Consider the following 22917-nt stretch of genomic DNA (forward strand, 5'->3'; position numbering starts at 1 on the left):
TAAATATATTATTAAAATTAAGTAGCAGTATAAAATTTCTACCTCACTAGCCTACCCGTTATATTACCTGCAATAATATTGTTGACCTCATTAACGGTAGCAAAGTTTACATCACCTTCATAAGTATGTTTCAAAGCACATGCAGCACTTGCAAACTCCATTGCTTTATAATCATCATATTGCTGCAATCCATAAATTAAACCAGCCGCAAAAGCATCACCTGTACCAATGCGGTCAACAACATGGGTAATATCAATATCTTCAGTTTCTCTAAATTCAATACCATTCCACATTCTAGCTCTAATTTTATGCCATGAAGAATTTAAAGAAGTTCTTATTTTATCGAATACTTTTTCGATGGATGGAAACTCTACTATTAGCTGTTTACTAGCTTTTATAAAATCTTCATTACTGTAGCTAAAATCTGTGCCTAACACCTCATTAATCTCATTTACACCGCCTATAAAAATCGTTGAATAATGCATCAGTTCAGTTAATGCCGCTTTTGGATCTTGACCATACTGCCAAAGTCCGCTTCGGTACGTTGGGTCTGCAGAAACAGCCATTCCCTTTTCTCTGGCAAGCTTCAATCCGCTTTTAAGTACGTCGAAAGCTCCTTGAGATAAAGCAGGTGTAATACCTGTCCAATGTATCCATTCGCCATCCGCCAGGGCATTTTCCCAATCAACTTTAGAAGGTTCAATTTCTGAAAATGCAGAGTGTGATCGATTATACGAAATCATACTTGGTCTAATAACTGCACCTACTTCAAGAAAATAAACACCTAAAGGTCTCTTCGACTTTATAACGGATGATGTATCAACCCCAAATTTTCGAATATAAGTCAATGCCGTATCACCAATAAAATCATCTGATACAGCACTAATATGCTTCACATTACCACCAAAATTTGAAATTGAGATTCCCACATTTAATTCTGTACCCCCAAAATAAAACTCGACAATATTAGACTGCACAAACTTTTTATTTCCTCTTGGTGAAATACGCATTAGCACTTCCCCAAATGTTATAATCTGACCCATTTTGATATTTTATTCTAAAATAGCTAATACAAAATAAAAAATCTTTTGTTATTTAAATTATATCAAAACAGTAAATATTTGATTTTTTTCTAGCCTGAAATAAACCAATGCAATAGCTATTGTTATAATTTATTTTAAGTACAACTTTCTTGTATAATTGTTTGGTTTTTATATGTATAACAGCGCCAACAAAGGCAAAAACAAAAACACCTAAATTTACTATATGTCGAATCTTATTCAGTTTTAAAGCTACAAATTATCTCAAGGCAAGCCCTTCAATTATTTATAGAGAATCAACTACATATGTTAAGATTTTTACGAGCGTTTAGGTCGAGAAAGCCTAATAGCATTAAGTTAAAGTGTTAAATAAGTGTTCACATACTATTGCATTGAAAAATAATCCGTCAACATAGATATCTTCGTATATTAATTAAGCATCGATTTTTAACTATGAAAATAACCTCAATTCTTGTTCTATTATTATCATGTAATACGTTCATATCTTTTAGCCAAAATAAAATAGCTGAAGAGAAATTTGTTACTATTGGTGGTATAGATCAATGGATTACCATAAAAGGTGATCATAAAAACAACCCTGTAGTACTCATGATTCATGGCGGACCTGGTAGTACAATGAGTCAATTTGAAGACCATATATACAGTAATTGGAAAAAAGAATTTACAATTGTACATTGGGATCAGCGCGGTGCTGGAAAAACATTTGGCAAAAATAGTCCCGGTGAAATCAACGAAGAATTTTACGTAAACAACCCCTTAACCCTTGCCGATATGACAAATGACGGTATTTTGGTTACGGAGTACCTTTTGCAGTATTTAAACAAAAGAAAAGTCATACTAATAGGTTCTTCTTGGGGCTCTATATTAGCTACACAAATGGTACAACAAAATCCAAATCTATACCACGCTTATATTGGTCATGCGCAATTTGTGAATTTTTCTAGTAACATCTCTAATGCATTCTCAGAGGTATTTAAATTAGCTGAATCTAATGACGACCAAATAGCTATTGAAAAACTAGAAACCTTAGGTGCCCCACCTTATAAACAAGCTAAAAACTACGGACAATTACTACGAATCGTAAAAAAATATGAAAAAATAAATGCTAGTCCAGCACCACTAGAATGGTCTAAAATAGCTGGTAGTTATGAAAATAATGAAGATAGCAGAGCTCGATACAATGGCGATGACTACTCGTTTTTAAACCTGGTAGGTGATGATAGTATGGGGATAAAATCTATGGTAAGTAATATAAATTTTGAAAAACACGGACTTAACTTTCGCCTACCTGTTTATATGATACAAGGTGAACATGATATATTGTGTTCTAAAGATTTAAGCAATCCATATTTTGAAAAAATTAGGGCTCCTAGAAAAGAATATTTTATCGTTTCAAAAGCAGCCCACGGTTTTAACGAAGCTATTATTGCAAAACAATATGATATTGTAAAAAATCTTAGAGTTCAAAATTGAAATTCAATCAAGAATTACTTCCCTCCTTTTTCACCAATAAAATGATCACTTTTTACTTTAAAAAGTACATTGAATGAGGTAAGACTGCCATAAATACGTGTAATATACTGCTGTAAGTCAACTTTCTCTTGATCATCTAAATTCTTGCTAGAATTTATCTTTTGTTCCATTACCCGAATACGATCACGGACCATAACAATTTTATGGAAAAATGTATTAATTGGAATTTCTTTAGTACTCATGCCCGCTTCACCAGGTGCTAAAATTAGGTTACCACCTTTCCATTTATCTGCAATGGCAACGCGTTGGGTGGCGTCACTCCATTTTTGAAGAATAGCCACTAATGAGCTTTCAACATCAAAAAAGCTAACTGCATCTACTTCATTTTCAATCGCGTCTATCACTTCATATTCAGATTCTATATCAATCGTTTCAAGTCCGCTATCCATAAATGTAACCCAGTACATGGTACTTGAAACATTTGTTATTACCCCTTTACCTAATTCTTTATGTCGAATTCTAGACCCTATTCCTAATAATTTCATTGTATGCTATCTTTTAATTCATGCTAATTTAAGATCAGTTTCCATCATCAGCAAACAGAAATCTATTTTTTGCGCTTTAGTTATTACCCTCTGTTTTTTGTCACCTAAACTTCTTCATGTACTTTTAAAGCCAACATTATAATTAGCGAAAATCCATCAACATGAAAAATTTAATGGCAATTGTTTTATTAAGCTTACTACTTACAGCTTGTGGAGAAAAAAAGAAAGAAATAGCAGAGCAAGTTCAACCACAAGCCAAACTAAAAGCTTTAATTATTGACGGACAGAACAATCACTACGTTTGGCCAAAAACAACCATGATGATGAAAGATTATTTAGAACAAACCAAATTATTTACGGTAGATATTCAAAGAATGGATTCTATGTGGTTGGGTATTAAATACAATAAGGATAGACCAGAAGCCTATCATTCATTTATAGAAACTTATCCATTAACAGATAAGACCTATCATACATCTGAGAGTGTGGTACAGACATCAGAATTTACATTTAATTTCAATGATTACGATGTTATTATATCGAACCTTGGCGCTGATTCTCCTTTATGGCCTGAGAAAACCAGAAATGATTTTGAAACTTATATGAACAGTGGTGGTGGTTTAGTAGTGGTACATGCAGCTAACAATGCTTGGGGTGAATGGGATGAGTTTAATAAAATGATAGGTTTGGGTGCTTGGGGAGGTCGAAATGAAAAATCTGGACCTTACGTATATTACAATGATGCAGGAGAATTAGTAAAAGACCCTGCGGAGGGGGTATGTGGTTCTCACGGACCTGAATATGAATTTGAATTAACTACAAGAGCACCTGAACACCCCATAATGAAAGGTATTCCCGAGAAATGGTTACACACACCAGATGAAATGTACGAGCGCATGAGAGGACCGTTTGAAAATGCTACAATCTTGACAACTGCTTTTGCCGATATAGAAAAAAACGCTCCACCATGGGACCCTACTATTACTGGTCTAGGTCAACATGTACCGCAACTAATGGCTATAAATTATGGAAAAGGTCGTGTATTTCATTCAACACTAGGTCATTTCGATTACTCGATGGAATGTGTAGGTTTTATCACTACACTACAACGAGGTGCAGAATGGGCGGCTTCAGGCAAAGTAACTCAAGAAGTGCCAAAAGATTTCCCGACAGCGGATGCCTCAATTTCAAGATCTTGGAAATAGAATAGTTATTTATTCAGAAACCGGACTACAATCTTCTTTTCTTCTAGAATCAACTAAGTAAATGATTTTCCAAGCATCTTTATCTTTAAATAACTGAAAAGAATTAACGCCGCAATGACTGAATTCACCATTGTACCAAAATTCATATGGCGCCCAAACGTGCGCCATACCGCCATCTATTTGTATTTTATAATCCAATATCTTTTCATAAAAAGGTATAGAATCTGGTGTAGTAATCATGAAGTTTACTAAATCATTAAAATTCGTATTTCGTACGATCATATTACCTAGTGCATTTAAACTTATCGTCTGCATTTTAACATCGGCATCTACAACTCCTTTGATTGCAAATTCATTTTTTCCATTAAAGGCGTAAAAAAAAGTCTCTACTGCGTACTTAACTTTCACTTCTTCATCTACTTGCCCATTAACTAAACTACACGCAAATAGTGTAATTAGCACATAGATATATTTCATATTTCAACTTCTTTAAAGTTCTAAACCTAAAAATAGATAAATTTTAATTGTTCACTTTTAAATGGATTATATAGTGAACGCTTAATCTCATTAAAACTCCTTACTTTTATGGCAATAAATCAAAAATAGACAATGTCAGTAGCTAAAAAAGAATATAAGAGAGTCACGGTAAAATCTTTAGTTGATATGAAAAAGAATGGAGAAAAAATTTCCATGCTTACCGCATACGACTATTCAATGGCTAAAATTGTTGATGCCGCAAAAGTTGATGTTATTTTAGTTGGTGATTCTGCAAGTAATGTTATGGCGGGTCATGAAACTACGTTACCCATTACATTAGATCAAATGATTTACCATGCATCTTCTGTAATTAGAGCTATAGACAGAGCATTAGTTGTTGTTGACTTACCTTTCGGAAGCTACCAAAGTGACCCCAAAGAGGCTTTGCGTTCTGCTATTAGAATTATGAAAGAAAGTGGCGCACATGCTGTAAAACTTGAAGGTGGTGCTGAAATTAAAGAATCGGTGAAAAGAATTCTTGCTGCAGGTATTCCTGTAATGGGGCATTTAGGTCTTACACCGCAGTCAATATATAAATTTGGAACATATACCGTTCGTGCTAAAGAAGATGAAGAAGCAGAACAATTAATGGAAGATGCCAAATTATTAGAGAAACTAGGGTGCTTCGGAGTAGTTTTAGAGAAAATACCTGCCGAACTCACCAAAAAAGTTTCAGAAAGTCTTACGATACCAACCATTGGTATTGGTGGTGGAAAATATGCTGATGGCCAAGTTTTAGTCGTTCATGATCTATTAGGCATGACGCATGAATTTAATCCTCGATTTTTACGTAGATACATGAACTTATATGAAGAAATGGGTAATGCGATATCTAACTATGTTAGTGATGTAAAAAGTCAAGATTTCCCTAATGACGAGGAGCAATACTAAATAATTCATACATGTCGAAACCTTCTAGATACTTTTCTAAAATTTGGATTATTATCATTGTTTTAATAACTGTTGGCTGTGATCAAGCATCTAAAGAATTAACTCGACAAAAAGTAGTACCACAATCTTTTATACCCGTAATAGAAAATCATTTAATCCTAACCAATGTAGAGAATACCGGGGCAATGCTCGGGTTTGGACAAGACTTCCATCCTATTGTTAAAAAAATAATATTTCAAGGTTTACCATTACTTGTATTGGTCCTTATGCTTTTTAGAATAATGACTAAACCAAATTTAAACACACTTTTACTAGTTGCATTTGCACTTGTAATCGGTGGTGGAATAGGTAATTTGATTGACCGAATTGCTTATGGCTCGGTTACCGATTTTTTTCAATTACGCTTAGGGTTTCTAAGAACAGGAATTTTTAATATTGCCGATGTAGCTGTAACCACGGGAGTTTTACTACTACTATTTTTGATATTCAGAGGAAAAAAATTAGCTATTTAGGTAATTGAATATTCAATTAATCCAATTAAATTTTGTCAAAAAAAGAACATTCTACTATAGGTAATCTTCAAGTTTTATTTGAAGATAACCACTTAATTGTAATCAATAAACGCCCTGGCGATATTGTTCAAGGAGATAAAACAGGTGATTTACCTTTAAGCGAGACCGTAAAAGGCTATATAAAGAAGAAGTACGATAAGCCCGGCAATGTCTATTTAGGGGTTGTACATCGATTAGATAGACCTACATCTGGTATTGTAGTTTTTGCTAAAACGTCTAAAGCGCTACCTAGATTAAATAAAATGTTTGCTGAAAAGGATGCTAAAAAAACCTATTGGGCAATAGTAAAAAACAGTCCTGAAGAGCCAGAAAAAAGATTAGTACATTATATGAAGCGCAATACCAAACAAAATAAATCGTACGCTCATAGCAATGAAGTTTCTGAAAGTAAAAAAGCTATTTTATCTTATAGAATAATAAAAAAACTAGACCGATATTATCTTTTAGAAGTTGACTTAGAAACAGGTCGTCACCATCAAATTAGGTCGCAACTAACTGCAATAGGAAGCCCTATCAAAGGGGATTTAAAATACGGGTTTGACAGAAGTAATGCTGACGGAAGTATACATTTACATGCACGAAAACTACGTTTAATGCATCCGGTAAAAAAAGAACCTTTAGAAATTATTGCCCCTCCACCAAATGACCCTATTTGGAATGCGTGTCTTTAATTTCACTACTTTTAAAGAAACACTATAATCATGTTAAAGAAAATTTACGCACTAAGCGTATTACTACTAATTACTTCTTGCGGCAGCTACAACTCTATTGACACCTTTTATAATGCCCATAAAAATGACAACCAAGTAACCGCTGTTCGAGTTCCGAAATTTATGCTGTCAATGATCAGTGAAATTTCACCTGAAATGAAAGCTATGGTGGGTAATGCCAAAGATCTAAGATATATGCAATTTCCTAGTGAAACAGCCAGCAGAACTCAATTCTTAAATCAACAAATGAACGGCATTACCGGTAATTCATTTATTGAAGTTTTTCGAAAGAACGATGATTTAAAACGTAATGTTGTTTCGGTAAGAGAGAAGAAAAATTTAGTCAAAGAAATTCTGATTTACAATAACAACAGTCAAACAGGTTCTTTTTTATATTTCAATGGTGATTTTGACCCTGCAAAAGTTAGAGAGATGGCTAAAAACGAACAGTTTACTAAATTCGGAGATAATATAATTAGTCAGTTTGGAGCTAGTACACCAGGAATCAATTCTCAAAATTAAAACGAATCTTTAAGTTGGTTTTTTAGAACGAATGCTTTCTATTACAACGGAACTTAAAATTAGTATTCCTCCTAAAATAGTAGTTCCCTTTGGTATTTCGGACAAAAAAATCGCTCCGATTATAATACCATAAACCGGCTGTATACTGCTTAATATACTTACTGTCGTAATATTAAAATGCTTGAAGGTCATTAAAAACATCGTGTGACCAATGGCTGTCGTTAAAACGGCAAGTGCAACAAGAACTTCCCATTGACTAATGATTGTATTTGCTGAAACAGTAAATAAAAATGGGAACAAAATAACCCCGACAATTGCCGTTTGGTAAGTCATTAGCATAGACCCATTATATTTCGCCACTTTCTTTTTTAATAAAATATTTCTTAAAGCATATGCAAGTGCCGAGAACACCCCAAAGCCAATGGCTATCGTATATTCGTTTTCAAAATCTAAAGACGGACTCAGAAAAAACATACCTGTAAGTACCAAGAAAGCGAGTAATAAATGTATTAGTTCAAACTTTGTTTTTAAAAGTAGTGGTTCTAAAAATGCCGTTATTACCGGGTAAGTAAATATCGAAAGCATGCCAATGGCTACATTAGACAACTTTAAAGCATAGAAATAACTGACCCAATGCACACCCATTAACATCCCACTGAGCAATATCACCGGAATGTCTTTTTTATCAACTTTTAAATTGAAACCCTTCCATTTACAATACAAAAACAACGCTACAAAAGCTAATAGCGCCCTTGAACCGATAGCAACTGGCACTGGAAGCTGAACATAACGCCCTAATGCCCCAGAAGTAGCTACAAAGAGCATAGCAAGGTTAATTTCTAATAAATGCTGAACGTGATTACTTTTCATCTACACAAATTACGCCTAGCGTATTTTAGCCAAAGCTTTTTCTCTCATAATCTGAGATACTGGTTTATTCTGCAAATGACTTTCTAACCATGATAGAATATCTAAATATAAAAATGCCCTTTTTTCATACGGATGGTCTTCATATTTTTTTAACTCGGTATATAATTTCTGAAACTCCGCTTTTAACTGACTCGGATAAATACCACCAAGACTTCTTAAGAACTTGATCATCTCTTTTTGCACTGCGTGCATGTCGTTCATTTTTAAGAGAAACTTATAGGTGCTTTTTAATTGAATTTCTAAATGATAATCCATACCAGCCTCATAATGAGCAACTAAACTTAAAACACGAGCAAAACACATTAGGTCTTCCCGCATTTTTAAATTCTTATTATCTATAATTTTTTTCAGATATTGAATACAGGTCTTATTGTCACCTATACCGAAATACAAGCATGCAATTTTATAATAAAGCACCATTACATGATGAACGTCTATTCTATCTCTATGCTTATTAATACCATATTCTATAATTTTCACTAAATACAGCCCTTTTTCGAAAGTACCTTCTAGAAAATGTAGGTTGAGCTTATTGGCATTTAAGTACATAAAAACCAGTGAGGTGATATTATCGTTATCTGGAAAATCTTTTTCCTTAATGGTATTCTCTAAACGTTCTAAAACTTCTTTAAACTGAGAGCTATATTGCACATAAAACAGAGATTCTAATAGATAATGATTCCCCTTTAAAAAGAAAACAGGGTTCAAATAAATCATGTCTTTATGATCATAAAATAAATCTACCCATTTGCTCGAATATTTATAACATGATAAAAAATCTTGAGTAAGAAAACTATACCACAGATAGGCTTTATACAACCATAACTTTTCTCGAAAACCTAAATCTTCAATATTATATAAAGGCAAGTGATTGTTAAAATAAGTTTTTACTTTTTGGTAATCTTCATCACTACGTACATAACCGACCTTCAACATCATTCCGTACAGCTGTAAAGAAAGATTTGAAAGTTTACTGGTCATTACATTATGCCCCGATAATTCTTTTGCCTGTATGGCAAGTTCATCTGCCCTATCTGGTATACTTCTGGTAATATATTGGGTTTCAATAATTTTCTCAAGCTCAACTATTTCGTACGCAATATTCTTTTCTTCGTTTTCAATAGCAACACTCTTAACCTTATCAAGAATTTTTAGACTTTGTTTATAAAGTCCTTTTTGATATAAGATGGTGGCAAAATCTAATTGCTCTCTAATTTGAACCCTAATATTTTGATTGACAGGGTTCAATCTTAAACTGACTAAAATTTGCTTATATAAGTGCGCTTTAAGGTTTGAGAGCTGTGCTTTTTTTACAATGCCACTTTCTAAAATAATTTTCTCATCATAATTCTTAATTTTATCCAATAGGTTGAACAGTGCCAAGAACTTGGCATCGGTATTCACTCCTAATCTGCCAACATAAAGCTTAAATTGGCGCTTCTCAGATTTAGATAGTGATTTAACCAAAACGAATAAAGCATCTTTATGCGCATTTGTCATCGTAAAAATAAGAGTTTAAAGTATTGTAATTCAATGTTTTATATGCCTAAAAAACGGACTTAACGTTGTAAACATGTTAACAAAATTTGAGTATTTTGTGTTTTAGGTTATATATTCGTTTGACGAGTAAAACTACGTAAATATAATGAGTAAAGATATAGTACAAATATTTGACACTACTTTAAGAGATGGAGAACAAGTTCCTGGCTGTAAATTAGACCGTGAACAAAAATTAGTTATCGCCGAACGTCTAGATACCATGGGTGTTAACGTGATTGAAGCTGGTTTTCCTGTTTCAAGTCCGGGAGATTTTAAATCTGTAGAAGCCATTGCCAAGCTCGTTAAAAACGCTACTGTTTGTGGTTTAACTCGTGCGGTTAAAAAAGATATAGAAGTTGCAGCAGAAGCTCTAAAACATGCTAAAACACCAAGAATTCATACAGGTATAGGCACATCTGACTCACATATTAAATTTAAATTCAACTCTAATAGAGACGCTATTATAGAACGTGCAGTTGATGCGGTTAAATACGCAAAGACTTTTGTAGAAGATATTGAATTTTATGCGGAAGATGCAGGTCGTACAGATAATGAGTTCTTAGCTCGTGTTTGTGAAGCTGTCATTAAAGCCGGTGCCACAGTGTTGAATATACCAGATACTACCGGATATTGCTTACCTGATGAATACGGTGCCAAAATAAAGTATTTACGAGAAAATGTAAAAGGTATTGAAAAAGCCATTCTTTCATGTCACTGCCACAATGATTTAGGGTTAGCTACTGCAAATTCTATTGCAGGCGTTGTAAACGGAGCTAGGCAAATTGAATGTACTATTAACGGCATTGGTGAACGTGCAGGTAATACTTCTTTAGAGGAAGTAGTTATGATTTTACGCCAGCACCCAAATTTGAATTTAGACACGAGCATAAACAGTAAATTATTGTATGATACCAGTTTAATGGTATCTAGTAAAATGGGTATGTTGGTACAGCCTAACAAAGCTATTGTAGGCGCGAACGCATTTGCCCATAGTTCTGGTATACACCAAGATGGTGTTATTAAGAATAGAGAAACATACGAAATTATAGACCCAGCAGATGTTGGTGTTACCGAATCTTCTATAATTCTAACCGCTAGAAGTGGCAGAGCCGCACTGGCGTATAGAGCTAAAATTGTAGGATACGAATTAACCAAAGTACAATTAGACGAGGTATACGAAGAGTTTTTAAAGTATGCCGACACTAGAAAAGAAGTAAAAGATGATGATATTCATCAAATTATCGAAACTTCACATATAGATTTACAAAGTATTAGCTAAGTATGCATTTAGAAATTGCGATTTTAGGAGGAGACGGAATTGGACCTGAGGTCGTTGCACAATCAATAAAGTGCCTGCGTTCTGTTGAAGAAACATTCGGGCACAGTTTTACATTTAAAAAAGGACTAATTGGAGCTTCTGCAATTAAGAAAACAGGAAGTCCGCTACCTGAAGAAACATTAAAGCTTTGTAAAAATACCGATGCAACATTATTCGGTGCTTTAGGTCTACCTGAGTTTGATGATAATCCTAGAGCAAAAGTTTGGCCAGAACAAGGTCTTTTAAAATTGCGTAAAGAATTAGGTCTTTTCGCAAATATTAGGCCTGTAAAAGTATTTCCGTCTTTGGTAAAACAATCTCCATTGAACAAATCTCATGTTCAAAACACTGACTTAGTTATTTTTAGAGAATTGGCCGGCGGTATTTATTATGGCCAAAAAACGAACGATGAAGATAAGAACTCTGCTACAGATACCTGTACCTATACCGAATCTGAAATTAGCCGAATAACTCACTTGGCCTTTAAATCTGCTCGTTCTAGAAAAAAGAAAGTAACCTTAGTAGATAAAGCAAATGTTTTAGAGACTTCTCGTTTATGGAGACGCGTAGTTCGTTCTATAGCCGAAAGCTACCCAGATGTAGAATTAAATTGTCTATTTATAGATAATGCCGCGGTTCAGATGATTTTAAACCCTTCTCAGTTCGATGTTATTTTGACCGATAATATGTTTGGTGATATTCTTTCTGATCAAGGTAGCGTTATTGCCGGCTCGATAGGTCTTTTACCATCTGCCTCTGTTGGTCTTGAACATGCCATGTTCGAACCAATACATGGTTCTTACCCAGATGCTGCCGGTAAAAATATTGCAAATCCAGTCGCTTCAATTCTGAGCATGGCAATGTTATTACAACATTTTAAAATGAATGAAGAATCTGATGCTGTCGTGGCCGCCGTCTTAAAATCATTTTCTAAGAAAATAGTAACTCCAGATATCTTAGGAAGCTCTAAATACGGCACCAATTATGTTGGTGATTTTATTGCTGATAATATTATGGAATTAGATGGTAACTTTAGTATTAACGATGAAAACATCGGTTTAGGAAAATCGACCATTATCTAAATTACTCACTATCTAACTCAGAGATTAATTCGTTAAAATTCTTTTTGAATTCTAGGAATTTCTCACCTGTTGCAGGACCATTAAATCCCGTATGAATTTTTCGTACATTTCCTTTTTTATCTATGATTATGGTAGTAGGGTATGATAGTACATGGTTTAGCATTGGTAATTTTTCTTGCGCTTTTTGTTTATCATATGTACCATACTGAGCCAATAAAATAGGATACTCTACCCCTATTCTATCTTTTAATCTTTTAATACCTTCAAAGGCTTTAGCTTCGGTTTTTGCTGATTCAAAAGCAAGACCAATAACTTCTACGTTTGCGTTATCTTTTAAATAATCTACCAAAAATATAGTCTCATCTAAGCAATTTGGGCACCAGGTACCCATCAGCTGAACTATGATCACTTTATTTTGATAAGTGTCATCTGCAAGCGATATCATATTGCCATTTCCGTCAGGGAAAGTGAAAGCTAGCTTATCATACCCTTCATTCATAAATGTAAGCGAGTCTGGATCTGGTAATTCAAATGTGTCATTTCTAGTAGCTTTAAAAGGCTCTTTAAAATGATTGCCAGAATAAAAAATACCGTTCATACTCGAATCGGTAACTTTTGCATTAAATAGAAATGCATGGGCACCATCAAAAGCAGATAACTTAAGCGAATCGCCATCTAGTATACCTTCAAGAAATCTATAATCACCAGTGGTAGTTCTGAACGTTCCGGTTACCTTATGATCTTCCTGTAAAAAGATTCCCTTACCCACGTATTCTTCTGCTAAATCTGGACTAAAATAAGTCTCCCAGATTCCAGAAACATTTTTATCGTTACTTTTATTATTAGCCTTAAATCTTTCTTCTGTACCATATACTGCCGTAAATGGCACTATTCTATCTAAGCTTTCTTTTATAAAAAGACCTTCCATTTTATTCTCGGTAAACGTTCCTGTTAAATATCCCTCAAAAACAGGTGTTTGCAAACGGATAGAATCTCCTTTAATTTCTACTTCATCGACATCTATAACTTCTTCTGCATTAAATATTTGCATGGCGTAGCTACCGTCCATTTTCTTATCGACCTTTAGATTAAAAGGTAATGATTGCCCATCCATTACATCAAGCTCAACTAGCCAAATTCCTTCAGATAAATTTACCGATGGTTTTTCTTCTTTACACCCAACCAATATTAGTAAAATTGACAGTACTGCAATACCTAATTTCATGTTTAATCTATTTTAATCTGTAATAAACAATTAAAATAGCAGAATTAAAAATTAAAATAAACACTTCATAGCTTATTGAATGTATACGGGCATTGTTTTATCTTTGCGCCCTATAAAAGTTTTGAATGAAAATATCATATAACTGGCTTAAACAGTTCATACAAATAGATTGGGAATCACAGAAAACTGGCGAACTTTTAACCGATTTAGGTCTAGAGGTAGAAGGAGTAGAAAAATTTGAATCTGTTAAAGGCGGATTAAAAGGTATCGTTGTTGGGCACGTACTAAGTTGCGAAAAACATAGTAATGCCGATAAGCTAAATGTTACCATGGTAGATATTGGCTTAGATGCACCGGTGCAAATTGTATGTGGCGCAAAAAATGTTGCAGTTGGTCAAAAAGTACCTGTTGCAACTATTGGCACTACACTTTACACTGCTGAAGGAGAAGCCTGGACTATTAAAAAAGGTAAAATCAGAGGTGAAGAAAGCTACGGAATGATCTGCGCCGAAGATGAACTTGGCCTTGGCGATAGCCATGATGGCATTATGGTTTTAGATAAACATTTAAAACCGGGAACCCCATGTGCCGAAATTTTCAATATTGAAGAAGATGAAGTTTTTGAAATAGGTTTGACCCCTAACCGTGCAGATGCCATGAGTCATTTTGGTGTCGCTAGAGATTTAAAAGCGGGATTAAAGCAAAAAGAAATTAGTAAGGAGTTGATTACACCGTCAACAAGTCATTTTAACGTTAATGATCGATCTTTAAAAATTGATGTTGACGTTTTACAGCCCGATTTAGCACCTCGTTATTGTGGGGTTACGCTGAGTAATCTTATTGTACAGCCATCTCCAACTTGGCTTCAAAACAGACTTAAAGCAATCGGTCTTACGCCTAAAAATAATGTCGTAGATGCAACTAATTATGTACTACATGAACTTGGGCAGCCTTTACATGCATTCGACGCTTCTAAAATAAAAGGACATAAGATTCTGGTTAAAACTTTAGCAAAAGGAACCAAATTTGTAACATTAGATGGTGTAGAAAGAACATTACATGAAGATGATCTAATGATCTGTGATGCTGAAAAACCTTTATGTATCGCGGGTGTTTTTGGCGGTTTAGGATCTGGGGTTACCGAAGAAACAACTTCAATATTTTTAGAAAGTGCTTATTTTAATCCCGTATCTATACGTAAATCGGCAAAAAGGCATGCTTTGAATACAGATGCTTCTTTTAGATTTGAACGTGGTATTGATATTGAAAATGTGGAGTATAGTTTAAAACGTGCCGCATTATTAATTAAAGAGATTGCAGGTGGTGAAATAACTTCTGATGTTTATGACCTGTACCCTAAAAAGCAGCCTAACTTTGAGGTTTTCCTTGCTTTCGAGAAAATTAACAAGTTAATAGGTCAAGAAATACCGCAAGACACTATTAAATCTATTTTGGCATCACTTGATATTAAAGTGAAAAATGTAACCGAAACAGGCATGGGGCTTGAAGTGCCATCCTATCGCGTAGATGTGCAAAGACAAGTGGATGTAATTGAAGAAATATTGAGAGTTTACGGTTATAACAATATAGCATTTGGTCAAAAATTAAATGCCTCAGTTGCTACTACAGAATCAACTGCAGACCACACAATACAATCAATAATTGGTAACTCTCTTGCTGCAAAGGGATATTTTGAAATTTTGACCAATAGCTTAACAAATCCTGATTACACAGCACTATTAGGTGCAGAACAAGATGAATTTAAGTCTGTTGAGATTATTAATCCTTTAAGTGGCGATTTATCGGTATTACGAAGAGCATCAATATTTTCTGCACTAGAAGCCGCTAGTTATAATATTAACCGAAAAAGGGGCAATCTTAAATTGTTCGAATTTGGGAAAACATATTACGCTAAAGGCGACAAGAGAATTGAACCAAAGTATTTAAGCATACTGCTATCTGGAAATTCATTTCAAGATAGTTGGACGAATAAAGCATCTACGACTACCTTTTTTGAACTAAAATCTACCGTTAGAGCGGTATTAGTAAGACTTGGTATAAATGATTTAAAGAGTGAACCAACTACTTCTTCAATTTTTTCTGAGGGACTAACTTTTACCTATAATAAAAAAGAATTGGTTTCTTTCGGATTGATAAAAAAGTCGCTTCTTAAACATTTTGATATAAAACAAGATGTACTATATGCGGATTTCGACTGGGGAGCAGTTCTAAACCAAATTAAAACAACACCTGTTATTTTTAAAGAAATACCAAAGCACCCTGAAGTTAAAAGAGATTTTGCTTTATTACTAGACAACAAAGCGACCTACAGAGAACTTTACGAGCTTGCATTTGGCACTGAGCGAAAGTACCTTAAAGACATGACTCTTTTTGATGTGTATGAGGGTAAAAATCTACCTGAAGGCAAAAAATCTTACGCAGTAAGCTTTACGCTTCAAGATGATAAAAGTACCTTGACAGAGAAACAGATAGAGAAAATTATGTCGAAATTACAAAACACCTATGAGCAGAAATTAGGTGCGTCGCTTCGATAATTAAAGCATTTTCTCAGGAACAAAAACGGTGTCAATCTCATGAATGATGCCGTTACTTTGATTAGAATCTGCAGTAACAATAATTGCACTATTACCAGATTTATCAGTTAAAACTATATCAATACCTCTCATTGTTGCCGTAATTTTTTCTCCTTGAATGGTGGTAAATTTAGCAATACCATTACCTCGGCACATCGCCTTTAAAATTGTTGAAGCAGAAAGTTTATCAGCAATAATATGATAAGAAAGCATAGCCTTTAATAACTTCTTATTTTCAGGATTATATAATTTGTCAATAGTCGCTTTTGATAATTTTTCAAAAGCCAGATTAGATGGAGCAAAAACGGTAAATTCTCCACTATAATTTAGCACTTTGTCAAGATTTGTTACTCTTAAAGCATTTAATAATGTTGAATGATTTTCATTAGTAGCCGTGCTTTCAATAATGGACTTTTCTGGTTGTATATTTGTGATTAAACGTTCAAATTGTAATTCAATCACATTGTCCTGTGCAAAGGTGTTAAGCCCTATAAACAGGGCACACAGGGACACGAGGGATGTCCATTTTTTCATAATAGGTGGTTCTTAAGGGGCAATTGTTCTAGCAATCGATAAACGGTTCGATTTCGTCGTCAAGATACAATTAGAAGTCTTTTACACCTAGTAATATTTTCAAATTATACTTTTTTAACATTTTATTAACTTTTAATTAAGTTAAACAAGATTTTAGTCAATTTACTAATTGATTAACTTTGAGTGTATTGCTAAAAAAAAGAACATGTTAGTATCTAAAACGAATATAGAAGAGAAACTTTCGAAGGTTAGAAAAAAGCATATTTTATCTGAAGAAATGAGGATGAAAGAGGTTTATAAAATCTTTTCACAGGTTGATGATGAGTTAGATAGGATCAAACAAAATGTTACAACCAGTAAGGGTGAAATAAATAACCAATTTATAATTGATAAGCTTGATAGCGCAAATATTTATCATATAGAAGAAATAAAACAAATCTGTATTGATTACCGTTTACGTTTTTTAGATACAAAATTTTTTAAAGGACAAATACCATCTGAAGCTTTATCAAAAATTAAGGCGATTGAAAAAGTACATAATCTCGAGATTAAAGGATTTAAAATAATAGCGCCTTCTAAACTTTTTAAATTGGAAGACAAAGATGATCCTTTATTATTTGCACCTATTGGTAATGGATATCATTATTTAATTCACCAATGGGGAAATGACCTTCATCCTTTACGCAAGTTATTGATGTGGCCATTTAAAAGTATTGTCAATCTCGCTATTCTTGTTCTTTTTATGAGTTTCGCTTTAACATTAATGATACCTGACGGACTTTTCTCTAAATCAAATTCTAACGCCCAATTTTGGATATTGTTTTTCTTTATGTTTAAATGTATTGCCTCTGTGGTTATTTTCTATGGGTTTGCACTTGGTAAGAATTTCAACCCTGCTATTTGGAATAGTAAATATTTCAACAGCTAGTCGAATTTTACTTTGTAAATATGGTTTTAGGAACACCTTCTAAATCAATATTATCAATTAATTTAAAATCTGGAGCGGGGGTAATTCTTAGGATACCGCCTTTGTCTATTTGCCCTTTTTTCTGATATCCGATTAAAACATAATTGTTTTCTTCATCGTAGGCAATCGAAGTTGCTGCTGCAATATTGTACTTAACATTCAATTCGGTTTCAGTCAAGAAATTCTCAAATAAATAAACTACCGTACTATTTTTATCAAAATCATAAATTGCAGGCACCTCCACTACTTCTGCTGTTGGCACACTTTTTTGAAAATAAAACCTACCTAATCTATCTACAAAAAAATCAGTCGTAGTTATAAAGCCTGGCTCGGTATTTTCACCATATGTCGTATAAGACTTTTCTAAGGTAATAGGATCTATAGTTGTATGTAGTTCTGGATAACTAACAATTATTTTACCGGTATTATTCGTAAACAATCTAAAAGCATTGTATCCTAAATCTAATTCCAATATAACAGCTTCTTCAGCTAAATCAATAACTGATAAATGAAATTCATCCGTAACGTATTCATTCAAGGTCAAGACAAACAACCTATTTGAAGATGACACAATTGCAATAGGTTTTTTATCTAAAGAAATTTCAGTCTTATTTTCTACTTCAGCATTCAACGTATTTAATCGAACCATGAACTCTTTATCTTTTCCTAATAACTCTCTTTCATAAGCGACAGCCACAATTTCATCAGTATGTGCCATTGCAAGAATTTCTATTGAACAAGGATCAATATCGGTAAAAAGAGAAATTGATTTAGATATAGAATTTTTAGCAGTATACCATTGCAATGAAGCTTCACAATTACTAATTGAATAATAACTAATATTTGTAGAAGTGCGATATTTTAATGCGTTTGCCGGTATCGTATTAAATGAAGTCAATGTATTTTTAACAACTAACCCATCATCTGAAGAAGCAATAACTACGCCACTTAACTGATTATTTCGCTGTAAAAAAACAGTATAATCAGCATCTATAGTAATAGGAATTTCTTCTTCAACTTGTTCAGAAGATTTGTCGCATGCGAAGAAACTTAAGGCTAGCACAAAGCAAGCCACATATTTGTAGATTTTCATAAAACATCGATTTGGGTTAATCTATTTTATGCTTATTCTGCGTACATTTTATTACGCTGATCTTTCAATGCCTTATCAGACATATATTCATCAAACGTTGAATACCTGTCAATGTTGCCTTTAGGCGTCAATTCAATAATTCTATTGGCAACTGTCTGAGCAAATTCATGATCATGTGTGGTCAACATTACGGTACCTTTAAAATTCTTAAGAGAATTATTAAAAGCTGTAATACTTTCCAAGTCTAAGTGATTTGTTGGTTCGTCTAACATTAATACATTAGCACGCAATAACATCATTCTACTTAACATACAACGTACTTTTTCTCCTCCAGAGAGCACTGTACATTTTTTTAGTGCTTCTTCGCCACTAAATAACATCTTTCCTAAGAAACCTCGTATATATACTTCTTCGCGCTCTTCTTCTGTTTTTGCATATTGACGTAGCCAGTCTACCAAATTAATATTATCGGTAAAGAAGCCTGAGTTATCTGCTGGCAAATAAGATTGGTTAGTAGTTACTCCCCATTGAAAAGTACCTTTATCTGCTTTTTTATTTCCGTTTATAATTTCGTAAAAAGCTGTTGTAGCTCTTGAATCTCTGGAAATAATAGCAATTTTATCACCTTTAGCTAGGTTGATGTTTACATTATGGAATAACAGTTCTCCTTCATCGGTAGATGCAGAAAGTCCTTCCACTTGTAATATTTGATCACCAGCTTCGCGTTCCCTATCAAAAATAATAGCAGGATACCTACGACTTGACGGCTTAATATCATCAATTTTCAATTTTGAAAGCATTTTTTTACGAGAAGTTGCTTGTTTACTTTTTGCAACGTTTGCACTGAATCGAGCAATAAATTCTTGCAACTCTTTAGCTTTCTCTTCTGCCTTCTTGTTTTGTTGTGCACGTTGGCGGGCAGCTAATTGGCTACTCTCGTACCAAAATGTATAGTTACCAGAATATAAATTTAGTTTTCCAAAATCTATATCACCTATATCTGTACATACAGTATCTAAAAAGTGACGGTCATGACTTACAACTATTACTGTATTTTCATAATCAGCTAAGAAATTCTCTAACCAACTAATTGTTTCATAATCCAAATCGTTGGTAGGCTCATCCATAATCAATACATCAGGATTACCAAATAAAGCTTGTGCCAATAGCACACGTACTTTTAACTTAGAATCTAGTTCTGACATCAAGGTATAATGCATATCTGCATTAATTCCAAGATTTGATAATAGTGCAGCTGCATTACTATCGGCGTTCCACCCATTCATTTCTTCAAATTTCACCTGCAACTCCCCTATTCTATCCGCATTTTTATCATCGTAATCGGCATAAAGCGCGTCGATTTCTTTTTTGATTTCATAAAGCGGCTTGTTGCCCATAACCACTGCCTCTAAGACTGTAAAATCATCTGCAGAGTTGTGGTTTTGCTCTAATATTGACATTCTTTTACCCGGCTCTAAATGAACGTGACCAGAGGTTGGATCCATTTGCCCGGCTAGGATTTTTAAAAAAGTAGATTTACCGGCACCGTTGGCACCAATAATACCATAGCAATTACCTTGAGTAAAAGCAACGTTTACTTCATCAAACAAAATTCGTTTGCCAAATTGAACAGATAAATTAGAAACAGATAACATAGAAACAAAATTTTAAAAATCCGTGCAAAAATACTGAATTTCTAGCCTTACAGTACCTAGTTTACCATCAAATTCGACAAAAGATTCTTAAGTTAGCGGCTGACAACATTTAACTAGCCATTAACAGCAACTGGTAATTAGGTTTGTTATTTTTGACTAATACCAGACTCATATACTATATGATAAGAATTTTACTCTCTACGTGCGTAGCTTTATTAATGGGATGTTCCTCTACCAATAAAGATTCAGAAACGGTACTATTCGCTGGTGAAATAGTCAACCCTACAAGTAATCAAGTTATTTTAATGAAAGGTGGACTCAAAATTGATTCTGCTAAGCTTGATGATAAAAATCGGTTTAAATTTAAACTTGCATCTCTTGAAAATGGACTCTACCATTTTAATCTAGCCCCTGAATTCCAATACGTATACCTTGAAAAAGGCGATAGTTTAATGGTGAGGCTAAATACTATTTACTTTGATGAATCGCTGGTTTTTTCTGGAAGCAATGAAGAAACAAATAATTTTCTTTTAGATCTTTTCCTTACCGCTGAAGATGAAGATTCTGCCATGTATACAGACTACTACGAACTTGAGCCAGCAGACTTTTTAGAAAAAATAGAATCATTAAAGCAAGAAAAAGTTTCTAATCTTAATGAAATAAATTCAGAAAATCTTCTTTCTGAAGAGGCTGTAAAATTATTGACAGGTAGTATCGAATATACTTACAATAGGTATAAAGAGATTTACCCCTTTCAGCATAAGCGCAAAACAGCCGAACAAAATTTTCACGATTTACCAAAAGATTATTTTAGCTATCGAACTCAAATCAACTACGGCGACAATACACTTACTTATCTAAGACCCTATTATGATTTCATGAAAGCACATTTCGGAAATTTAGCGTACATGAGCTGTGTAAAAAATTGCAAAGATTCTGCTAATGATGATAGTAAACAGTTACATTATAAAAAGCACAAATTACATTTAATAGACAGTCTTGTTGTCGAAAAAGAGTTAAGAGATAATTTGTTTAGAAATGTGGCATTAGATTATTTGCTTAAGAAGAAAGATGCCCCTGAAAACACTGAAATATTCTTGAATGAATTTAAGAATGTATCTAAAAACAATATGCACATCGAAGAAATTGAAAACCTATATCAAGGTATTACAAATCTTCAACCGTCTAAGATAATTCCGAATTTAGAAGTTTTAAATTTTGAAAATCAAAGCAAAACTTTAACTGAAATATCAGCTAATAGAAAAGTCTTATTTTATTTCTGGTCCGGCACTAATAAAAAACAATATCTAGATATTTTTAATCGAATCGCTGTACTTAAAGAGAAAAAACCTGAATACGAATTAATTGGTATTAACATTAAAACGGACTTTGATCAGTGGAAGTCTATCATTGCAACACTTGGCGTAGATTCTACCCTACAATACCATAGCACCGATTTTAAAGAGTTAACAGAGAAACTGGTTTTATACCCCATGAACAAGGCTATTCTTACAGACAATACGGTAATTGTAGATGGTTTTTCAAACATCTACAAGAATTAAACCATACGTTTAACTGTATATTTCTTAATGAGAGCTGTGACCTTCTAATAGTTTCTCGAACCATCTGCCTGGTAGAATACCTTTAAGCGTTAATGAGAATTTTTGAATAAAAGAACCTACCCTATAATGTGGCTTAGGATTTTTGGTTTCAATAATTTTAGCAATTTTCTCACCTACTTCAGCCGGATTACCGCCGCTATCAACATCTGCATCTATAGATTCTAATGTGCTCTTATAAGCTTGTTTATAAGGCGAATCGTCATGAACAGGGGTATGATATCTACCAGAAGCAATATTGGTAGCAAAATCTCCTGGTGCCAATGTGGTTAACTTTATACCGAAGGCTTTGGTTTCCATTCTATAACTTTCAGTAACAATCTCTAATGCACCTTTTGAAGCAGAATAAATACCTCTATAGGGTAAACCCATATAACCTGCTATCGAAGTAATATTAATAATAAGCCCTTCTTTTTGCTCACGCATAGCAGGCAAAACATTGTTCATCACATTTAATGGTCCGTTGAAATTGGTAGCAAAGGCTCGTAAAACTTCTTCATGCGGAGTTTCTTCCATTGGCCCTGTTATACCAACGCCTGCGTTATTAATTAGTACATCAATTCTACTTTCAAGTGCTAATAATGATGCAATACAACTTCTAATGGTTTCTACATTTCTAACATCCATCTCTAACAGAGGGAAATCAGAAAATGCCGGATATTTTCTTTTATTACGTGTTGTACCGTAAACTTTATATCCTTTCTCCTTTAAATGTATACCTATTGCTTTTCCAATACCTGAAGATCCACCTGTAATTAGTACTACTTTTGTTTTCATTTTATAGAAAATAAGCGATGCTAAACGTTATATAGAATTGGTTTTGAATATGTTACCTTAAATTTAAA

Annotated in this window: 21 protein-coding genes; 11 read left to right on the forward strand and 10 right to left on the reverse strand. The window is 33.7% G+C overall.

Annotated elements, in window-relative coordinates; translation table 11 throughout:
* Window positions 1-38 precede the first annotated feature (38 nt).
* Window positions 39-1043, reverse strand: a complete 1005-nt coding sequence (locus CLV90_RS12195) for a sugar kinase (RefSeq protein WP_133687744.1) — start codon at window positions 1041-1043, stop codon at window positions 39-41.
* A 450-nt stretch (window positions 1044-1493) separates the two neighbouring features.
* Here CLV90_RS12195 and CLV90_RS12200 point away from each other — a divergent pair, with 450 nt between their 5' ends.
* Window positions 1494-2534, forward strand: coding sequence for an alpha/beta hydrolase (locus CLV90_RS12200; protein ID WP_133687745.1), 1041 nt, complete (start codon window positions 1494-1496; stop codon window positions 2532-2534).
* 14 nt (window positions 2535-2548) lie between these two features.
* On the opposite strand, the gene CLV90_RS12205 is transcribed toward CLV90_RS12200, so the two are convergent.
* Entirely contained in the window at window positions 2549-3079 is a 531-nt protein-coding gene (locus tag CLV90_RS12205) for a hypothetical protein (RefSeq protein WP_133687746.1), read from the reverse strand.
* Window positions 3080-3240: 161 nt separating this feature from the next.
* On the opposite strand from CLV90_RS12205, the gene CLV90_RS12210 reads away from it, so the two are divergent.
* Window positions 3241-4284 (forward strand): ThuA domain-containing protein, encoded by a 1044-nt coding sequence (locus CLV90_RS12210; protein WP_133687747.1) that lies wholly within the window; start codon window positions 3241-3243, stop codon window positions 4282-4284.
* 9 nt (window positions 4285-4293) lie between these two features.
* Here the strand turns inward: CLV90_RS12210 and CLV90_RS12215 are convergent, their stop codons facing one another.
* The gene (locus CLV90_RS12215) at window positions 4294-4761 is read right to left on the reverse strand and encodes a nuclear transport factor 2 family protein (RefSeq protein ID WP_133687748.1); all 468 of its coding nucleotides are present in this window, start codon (window positions 4759-4761) and stop codon (window positions 4294-4296) included.
* Window positions 4762-4893: 132 nt separating this feature from the next.
* Between CLV90_RS12215 and panB the strand changes: the two genes are divergently transcribed.
* From panB to CLV90_RS12235, 4 genes are read left to right on the forward strand one after another with little or no spacing between them, the layout of a single operon-like run.
* Complete coding sequence (gene panB / locus CLV90_RS12220) at window positions 4894-5712, forward strand: 3-methyl-2-oxobutanoate hydroxymethyltransferase (protein ID WP_133687749.1); 819 nt, start codon at window positions 4894-4896, stop codon at window positions 5710-5712.
* 11 nt (window positions 5713-5723) lie between these two features.
* Window positions 5724-6224 (forward strand): signal peptidase II, encoded by a 501-nt coding sequence (gene lspA / locus CLV90_RS12225; protein ID WP_133687750.1) that lies wholly within the window; start codon window positions 5724-5726, stop codon window positions 6222-6224.
* A gap of 32 nt (window positions 6225-6256) precedes the next feature.
* Entirely contained in the window at window positions 6257-6955 is a 699-nt protein-coding gene (locus CLV90_RS12230; protein WP_133687751.1) for an RluA family pseudouridine synthase, read from the forward strand.
* Window positions 6956-6985: 30 nt separating this feature from the next.
* On the forward strand, window positions 6986-7516 hold the full coding sequence (locus CLV90_RS12235) for a DUF4252 domain-containing protein (protein WP_133687752.1): 531 nt from the start codon (window positions 6986-6988) through the stop codon (window positions 7514-7516).
* A 9-nt stretch (window positions 7517-7525) separates the two neighbouring features.
* Here the strand turns inward: CLV90_RS12235 and CLV90_RS12240 are convergent, their stop codons facing one another.
* Complete coding sequence (locus tag CLV90_RS12240; protein ID WP_243835409.1) at window positions 7526-8386, reverse strand: DMT family transporter; 861 nt, start codon at window positions 8384-8386, stop codon at window positions 7526-7528.
* Between the two features lie 15 nt (window positions 8387-8401).
* A complete protein-coding gene (locus tag CLV90_RS12245) occupies window positions 8402-9946 on the reverse strand; it encodes a hypothetical protein (RefSeq protein WP_133687753.1) in 1545 nt (514 codons plus the stop codon).
* A 145-nt stretch (window positions 9947-10091) separates the two neighbouring features.
* Between CLV90_RS12245 and CLV90_RS12250 the strand changes: the two genes are divergently transcribed.
* Window positions 10092-11264: a 2-isopropylmalate synthase gene (locus CLV90_RS12250; protein ID WP_133687754.1), complete on the forward strand. Its 1173-nt coding sequence runs from the start codon at window positions 10092-10094 to the stop codon at window positions 11262-11264.
* A gap of 2 nt (window positions 11265-11266) precedes the next feature.
* Window positions 11267-12385, forward strand: coding sequence for a 3-isopropylmalate dehydrogenase (gene leuB / locus CLV90_RS12255; RefSeq protein WP_133687755.1), 1119 nt, complete (start codon window positions 11267-11269; stop codon window positions 12383-12385).
* 1 nt (window position 12386) lies between these two features.
* Here the strand turns inward: leuB and CLV90_RS12260 are convergent, their stop codons facing one another.
* On the reverse strand, window positions 12387-13610 hold the full coding sequence (locus CLV90_RS12260; RefSeq protein WP_133687756.1) for a TlpA family protein disulfide reductase: 1224 nt from the start codon (window positions 13608-13610) through the stop codon (window positions 12387-12389).
* A gap of 125 nt (window positions 13611-13735) precedes the next feature.
* Here CLV90_RS12260 and pheT point away from each other — a divergent pair, with 125 nt between their 5' ends.
* Window positions 13736-16165 carry a phenylalanine--tRNA ligase subunit beta gene (gene pheT / locus CLV90_RS12265; RefSeq protein ID WP_133687757.1) on the forward strand — a complete coding sequence of 810 codons (2430 nt, stop codon included), beginning with the start codon at window positions 13736-13738 and terminating at the stop codon, window positions 16163-16165.
* Here the strand turns inward: pheT and CLV90_RS12270 are convergent, their stop codons facing one another.
* Window positions 16166-16738 carry a fasciclin domain-containing protein gene (locus tag CLV90_RS12270; protein ID WP_133687758.1) on the reverse strand — a complete coding sequence of 191 codons (573 nt, stop codon included), beginning with the start codon at window positions 16736-16738 and terminating at the stop codon, window positions 16166-16168. It abuts the gene before it with no gap.
* A gap of 205 nt (window positions 16739-16943) precedes the next feature.
* Between CLV90_RS12270 and CLV90_RS12275 the strand changes: the two genes are divergently transcribed.
* Complete coding sequence (locus CLV90_RS12275) at window positions 16944-17666, forward strand: hypothetical protein (protein ID WP_133687759.1); 723 nt, start codon at window positions 16944-16946, stop codon at window positions 17664-17666.
* A gap of 7 nt (window positions 17667-17673) precedes the next feature.
* Here the strand turns inward: CLV90_RS12275 and CLV90_RS12280 are convergent, their stop codons facing one another.
* Together CLV90_RS12280 and CLV90_RS12285 are read right to left on the reverse strand one after the other, a co-directional pair.
* Window positions 17674-18798, reverse strand: a complete 1125-nt coding sequence (locus CLV90_RS12280; protein ID WP_133687760.1) for a hypothetical protein — start codon at window positions 18796-18798, stop codon at window positions 17674-17676.
* Window positions 18799-18830: 32 nt separating this feature from the next.
* Window positions 18831-20453 (reverse strand): ABC-F family ATP-binding cassette domain-containing protein, encoded by a 1623-nt coding sequence (locus CLV90_RS12285; protein WP_133687761.1) that lies wholly within the window; start codon window positions 20451-20453, stop codon window positions 18831-18833.
* Window positions 20454-20632: 179 nt separating this feature from the next.
* Between CLV90_RS12285 and CLV90_RS12290 the strand changes: the two genes are divergently transcribed.
* Entirely contained in the window at window positions 20633-22015 is a 1383-nt protein-coding gene (locus CLV90_RS12290) for a transaldolase (protein ID WP_133687762.1), read from the forward strand.
* 24 nt (window positions 22016-22039) lie between these two features.
* On the opposite strand, the gene CLV90_RS12295 is transcribed toward CLV90_RS12290, so the two are convergent.
* On the reverse strand, window positions 22040-22849 hold the full coding sequence (locus tag CLV90_RS12295; RefSeq protein ID WP_133687763.1) for an SDR family oxidoreductase: 810 nt from the start codon (window positions 22847-22849) through the stop codon (window positions 22040-22042).
* Window positions 22850-22917 lie beyond the last annotated feature (68 nt).

Origin of the sequence: Maribacter spongiicola (assembly GCF_004364165.1) — a bacterium.
Taxonomy (GTDB): Bacteria; Bacteroidota; Bacteroidia; order Flavobacteriales; family Flavobacteriaceae; genus Maribacter; species Maribacter spongiicola.

Excerpts from the sequence above, each read along its gene's own strand:
- CLV90_RS12240 (WP_243835409.1), bottom strand. The coding sequence starts at position 8,386 with ATGAAAAGTAATCACGTTCAGCATTTATTAGAAATTAACCTTGCTATG.
- CLV90_RS12195 (WP_133687744.1), bottom strand. The coding sequence starts at position 1,043 with ATGGGTCAGATTATAACATTTGGGGAAGTGCTAATGCGTATTTCACCA.
- CLV90_RS12215 (WP_133687748.1), bottom strand. The coding sequence starts at position 4,761 with ATGAAATATATCTATGTGCTAATTACACTATTTGCGTGTAGTTTAGTT.
- CLV90_RS12235 (WP_133687752.1), top strand. The coding sequence starts at position 6,986 with ATGTTAAAGAAAATTTACGCACTAAGCGTATTACTACTAATTACTTCT.
- lspA (WP_133687750.1), top strand. The coding sequence starts at position 5,724 with ATGTCGAAACCTTCTAGATACTTTTCTAAAATTTGGATTATTATCATT.
- CLV90_RS12275 (WP_133687759.1), top strand. The coding sequence starts at position 16,944 with ATGTTAGTATCTAAAACGAATATAGAAGAGAAACTTTCGAAGGTTAGA.
- CLV90_RS12260 (WP_133687756.1), bottom strand. The coding sequence starts at position 13,610 with ATGAAATTAGGTATTGCAGTACTGTCAATTTTACTAATATTGGTTGGG.
- CLV90_RS12210 (WP_133687747.1), top strand. The coding sequence starts at position 3,241 with ATGAAAAATTTAATGGCAATTGTTTTATTAAGCTTACTACTTACAGCT.
- CLV90_RS12245 (WP_133687753.1), bottom strand. The coding sequence starts at position 9,946 with ATGACAAATGCGCATAAAGATGCTTTATTCGTTTTGGTTAAATCACTA.
- CLV90_RS12250 (WP_133687754.1), top strand. The coding sequence starts at position 10,092 with ATGAGTAAAGATATAGTACAAATATTTGACACTACTTTAAGAGATGGA.
- leuB (WP_133687755.1), top strand. The coding sequence starts at position 11,267 with ATGCATTTAGAAATTGCGATTTTAGGAGGAGACGGAATTGGACCTGAG.
- pheT (WP_133687757.1), top strand. The coding sequence starts at position 13,736 with ATGAAAATATCATATAACTGGCTTAAACAGTTCATACAAATAGATTGG.
- CLV90_RS12270 (WP_133687758.1), bottom strand. The coding sequence starts at position 16,738 with ATGAAAAAATGGACATCCCTCGTGTCCCTGTGTGCCCTGTTTATAGGG.
- CLV90_RS12205 (WP_133687746.1), bottom strand. The coding sequence starts at position 3,079 with ATGAAATTATTAGGAATAGGGTCTAGAATTCGACATAAAGAATTAGGT.
- CLV90_RS12290 (WP_133687762.1), top strand. The coding sequence starts at position 20,633 with ATGATAAGAATTTTACTCTCTACGTGCGTAGCTTTATTAATGGGATGT.
- CLV90_RS12295 (WP_133687763.1), bottom strand. The coding sequence starts at position 22,849 with ATGAAAACAAAAGTAGTACTAATTACAGGTGGATCTTCAGGTATTGGA.
- CLV90_RS12285 (WP_133687761.1), bottom strand. The coding sequence starts at position 20,453 with ATGTTATCTGTTTCTAATTTATCTGTTCAATTTGGCAAACGAATTTTG.
- panB (WP_133687749.1), top strand. The coding sequence starts at position 4,894 with ATGTCAGTAGCTAAAAAAGAATATAAGAGAGTCACGGTAAAATCTTTA.
- CLV90_RS12280 (WP_133687760.1), bottom strand. The coding sequence starts at position 18,798 with ATGAAAATCTACAAATATGTGGCTTGCTTTGTGCTAGCCTTAAGTTTC.
- CLV90_RS12200 (WP_133687745.1), top strand. The coding sequence starts at position 1,494 with ATGAAAATAACCTCAATTCTTGTTCTATTATTATCATGTAATACGTTC.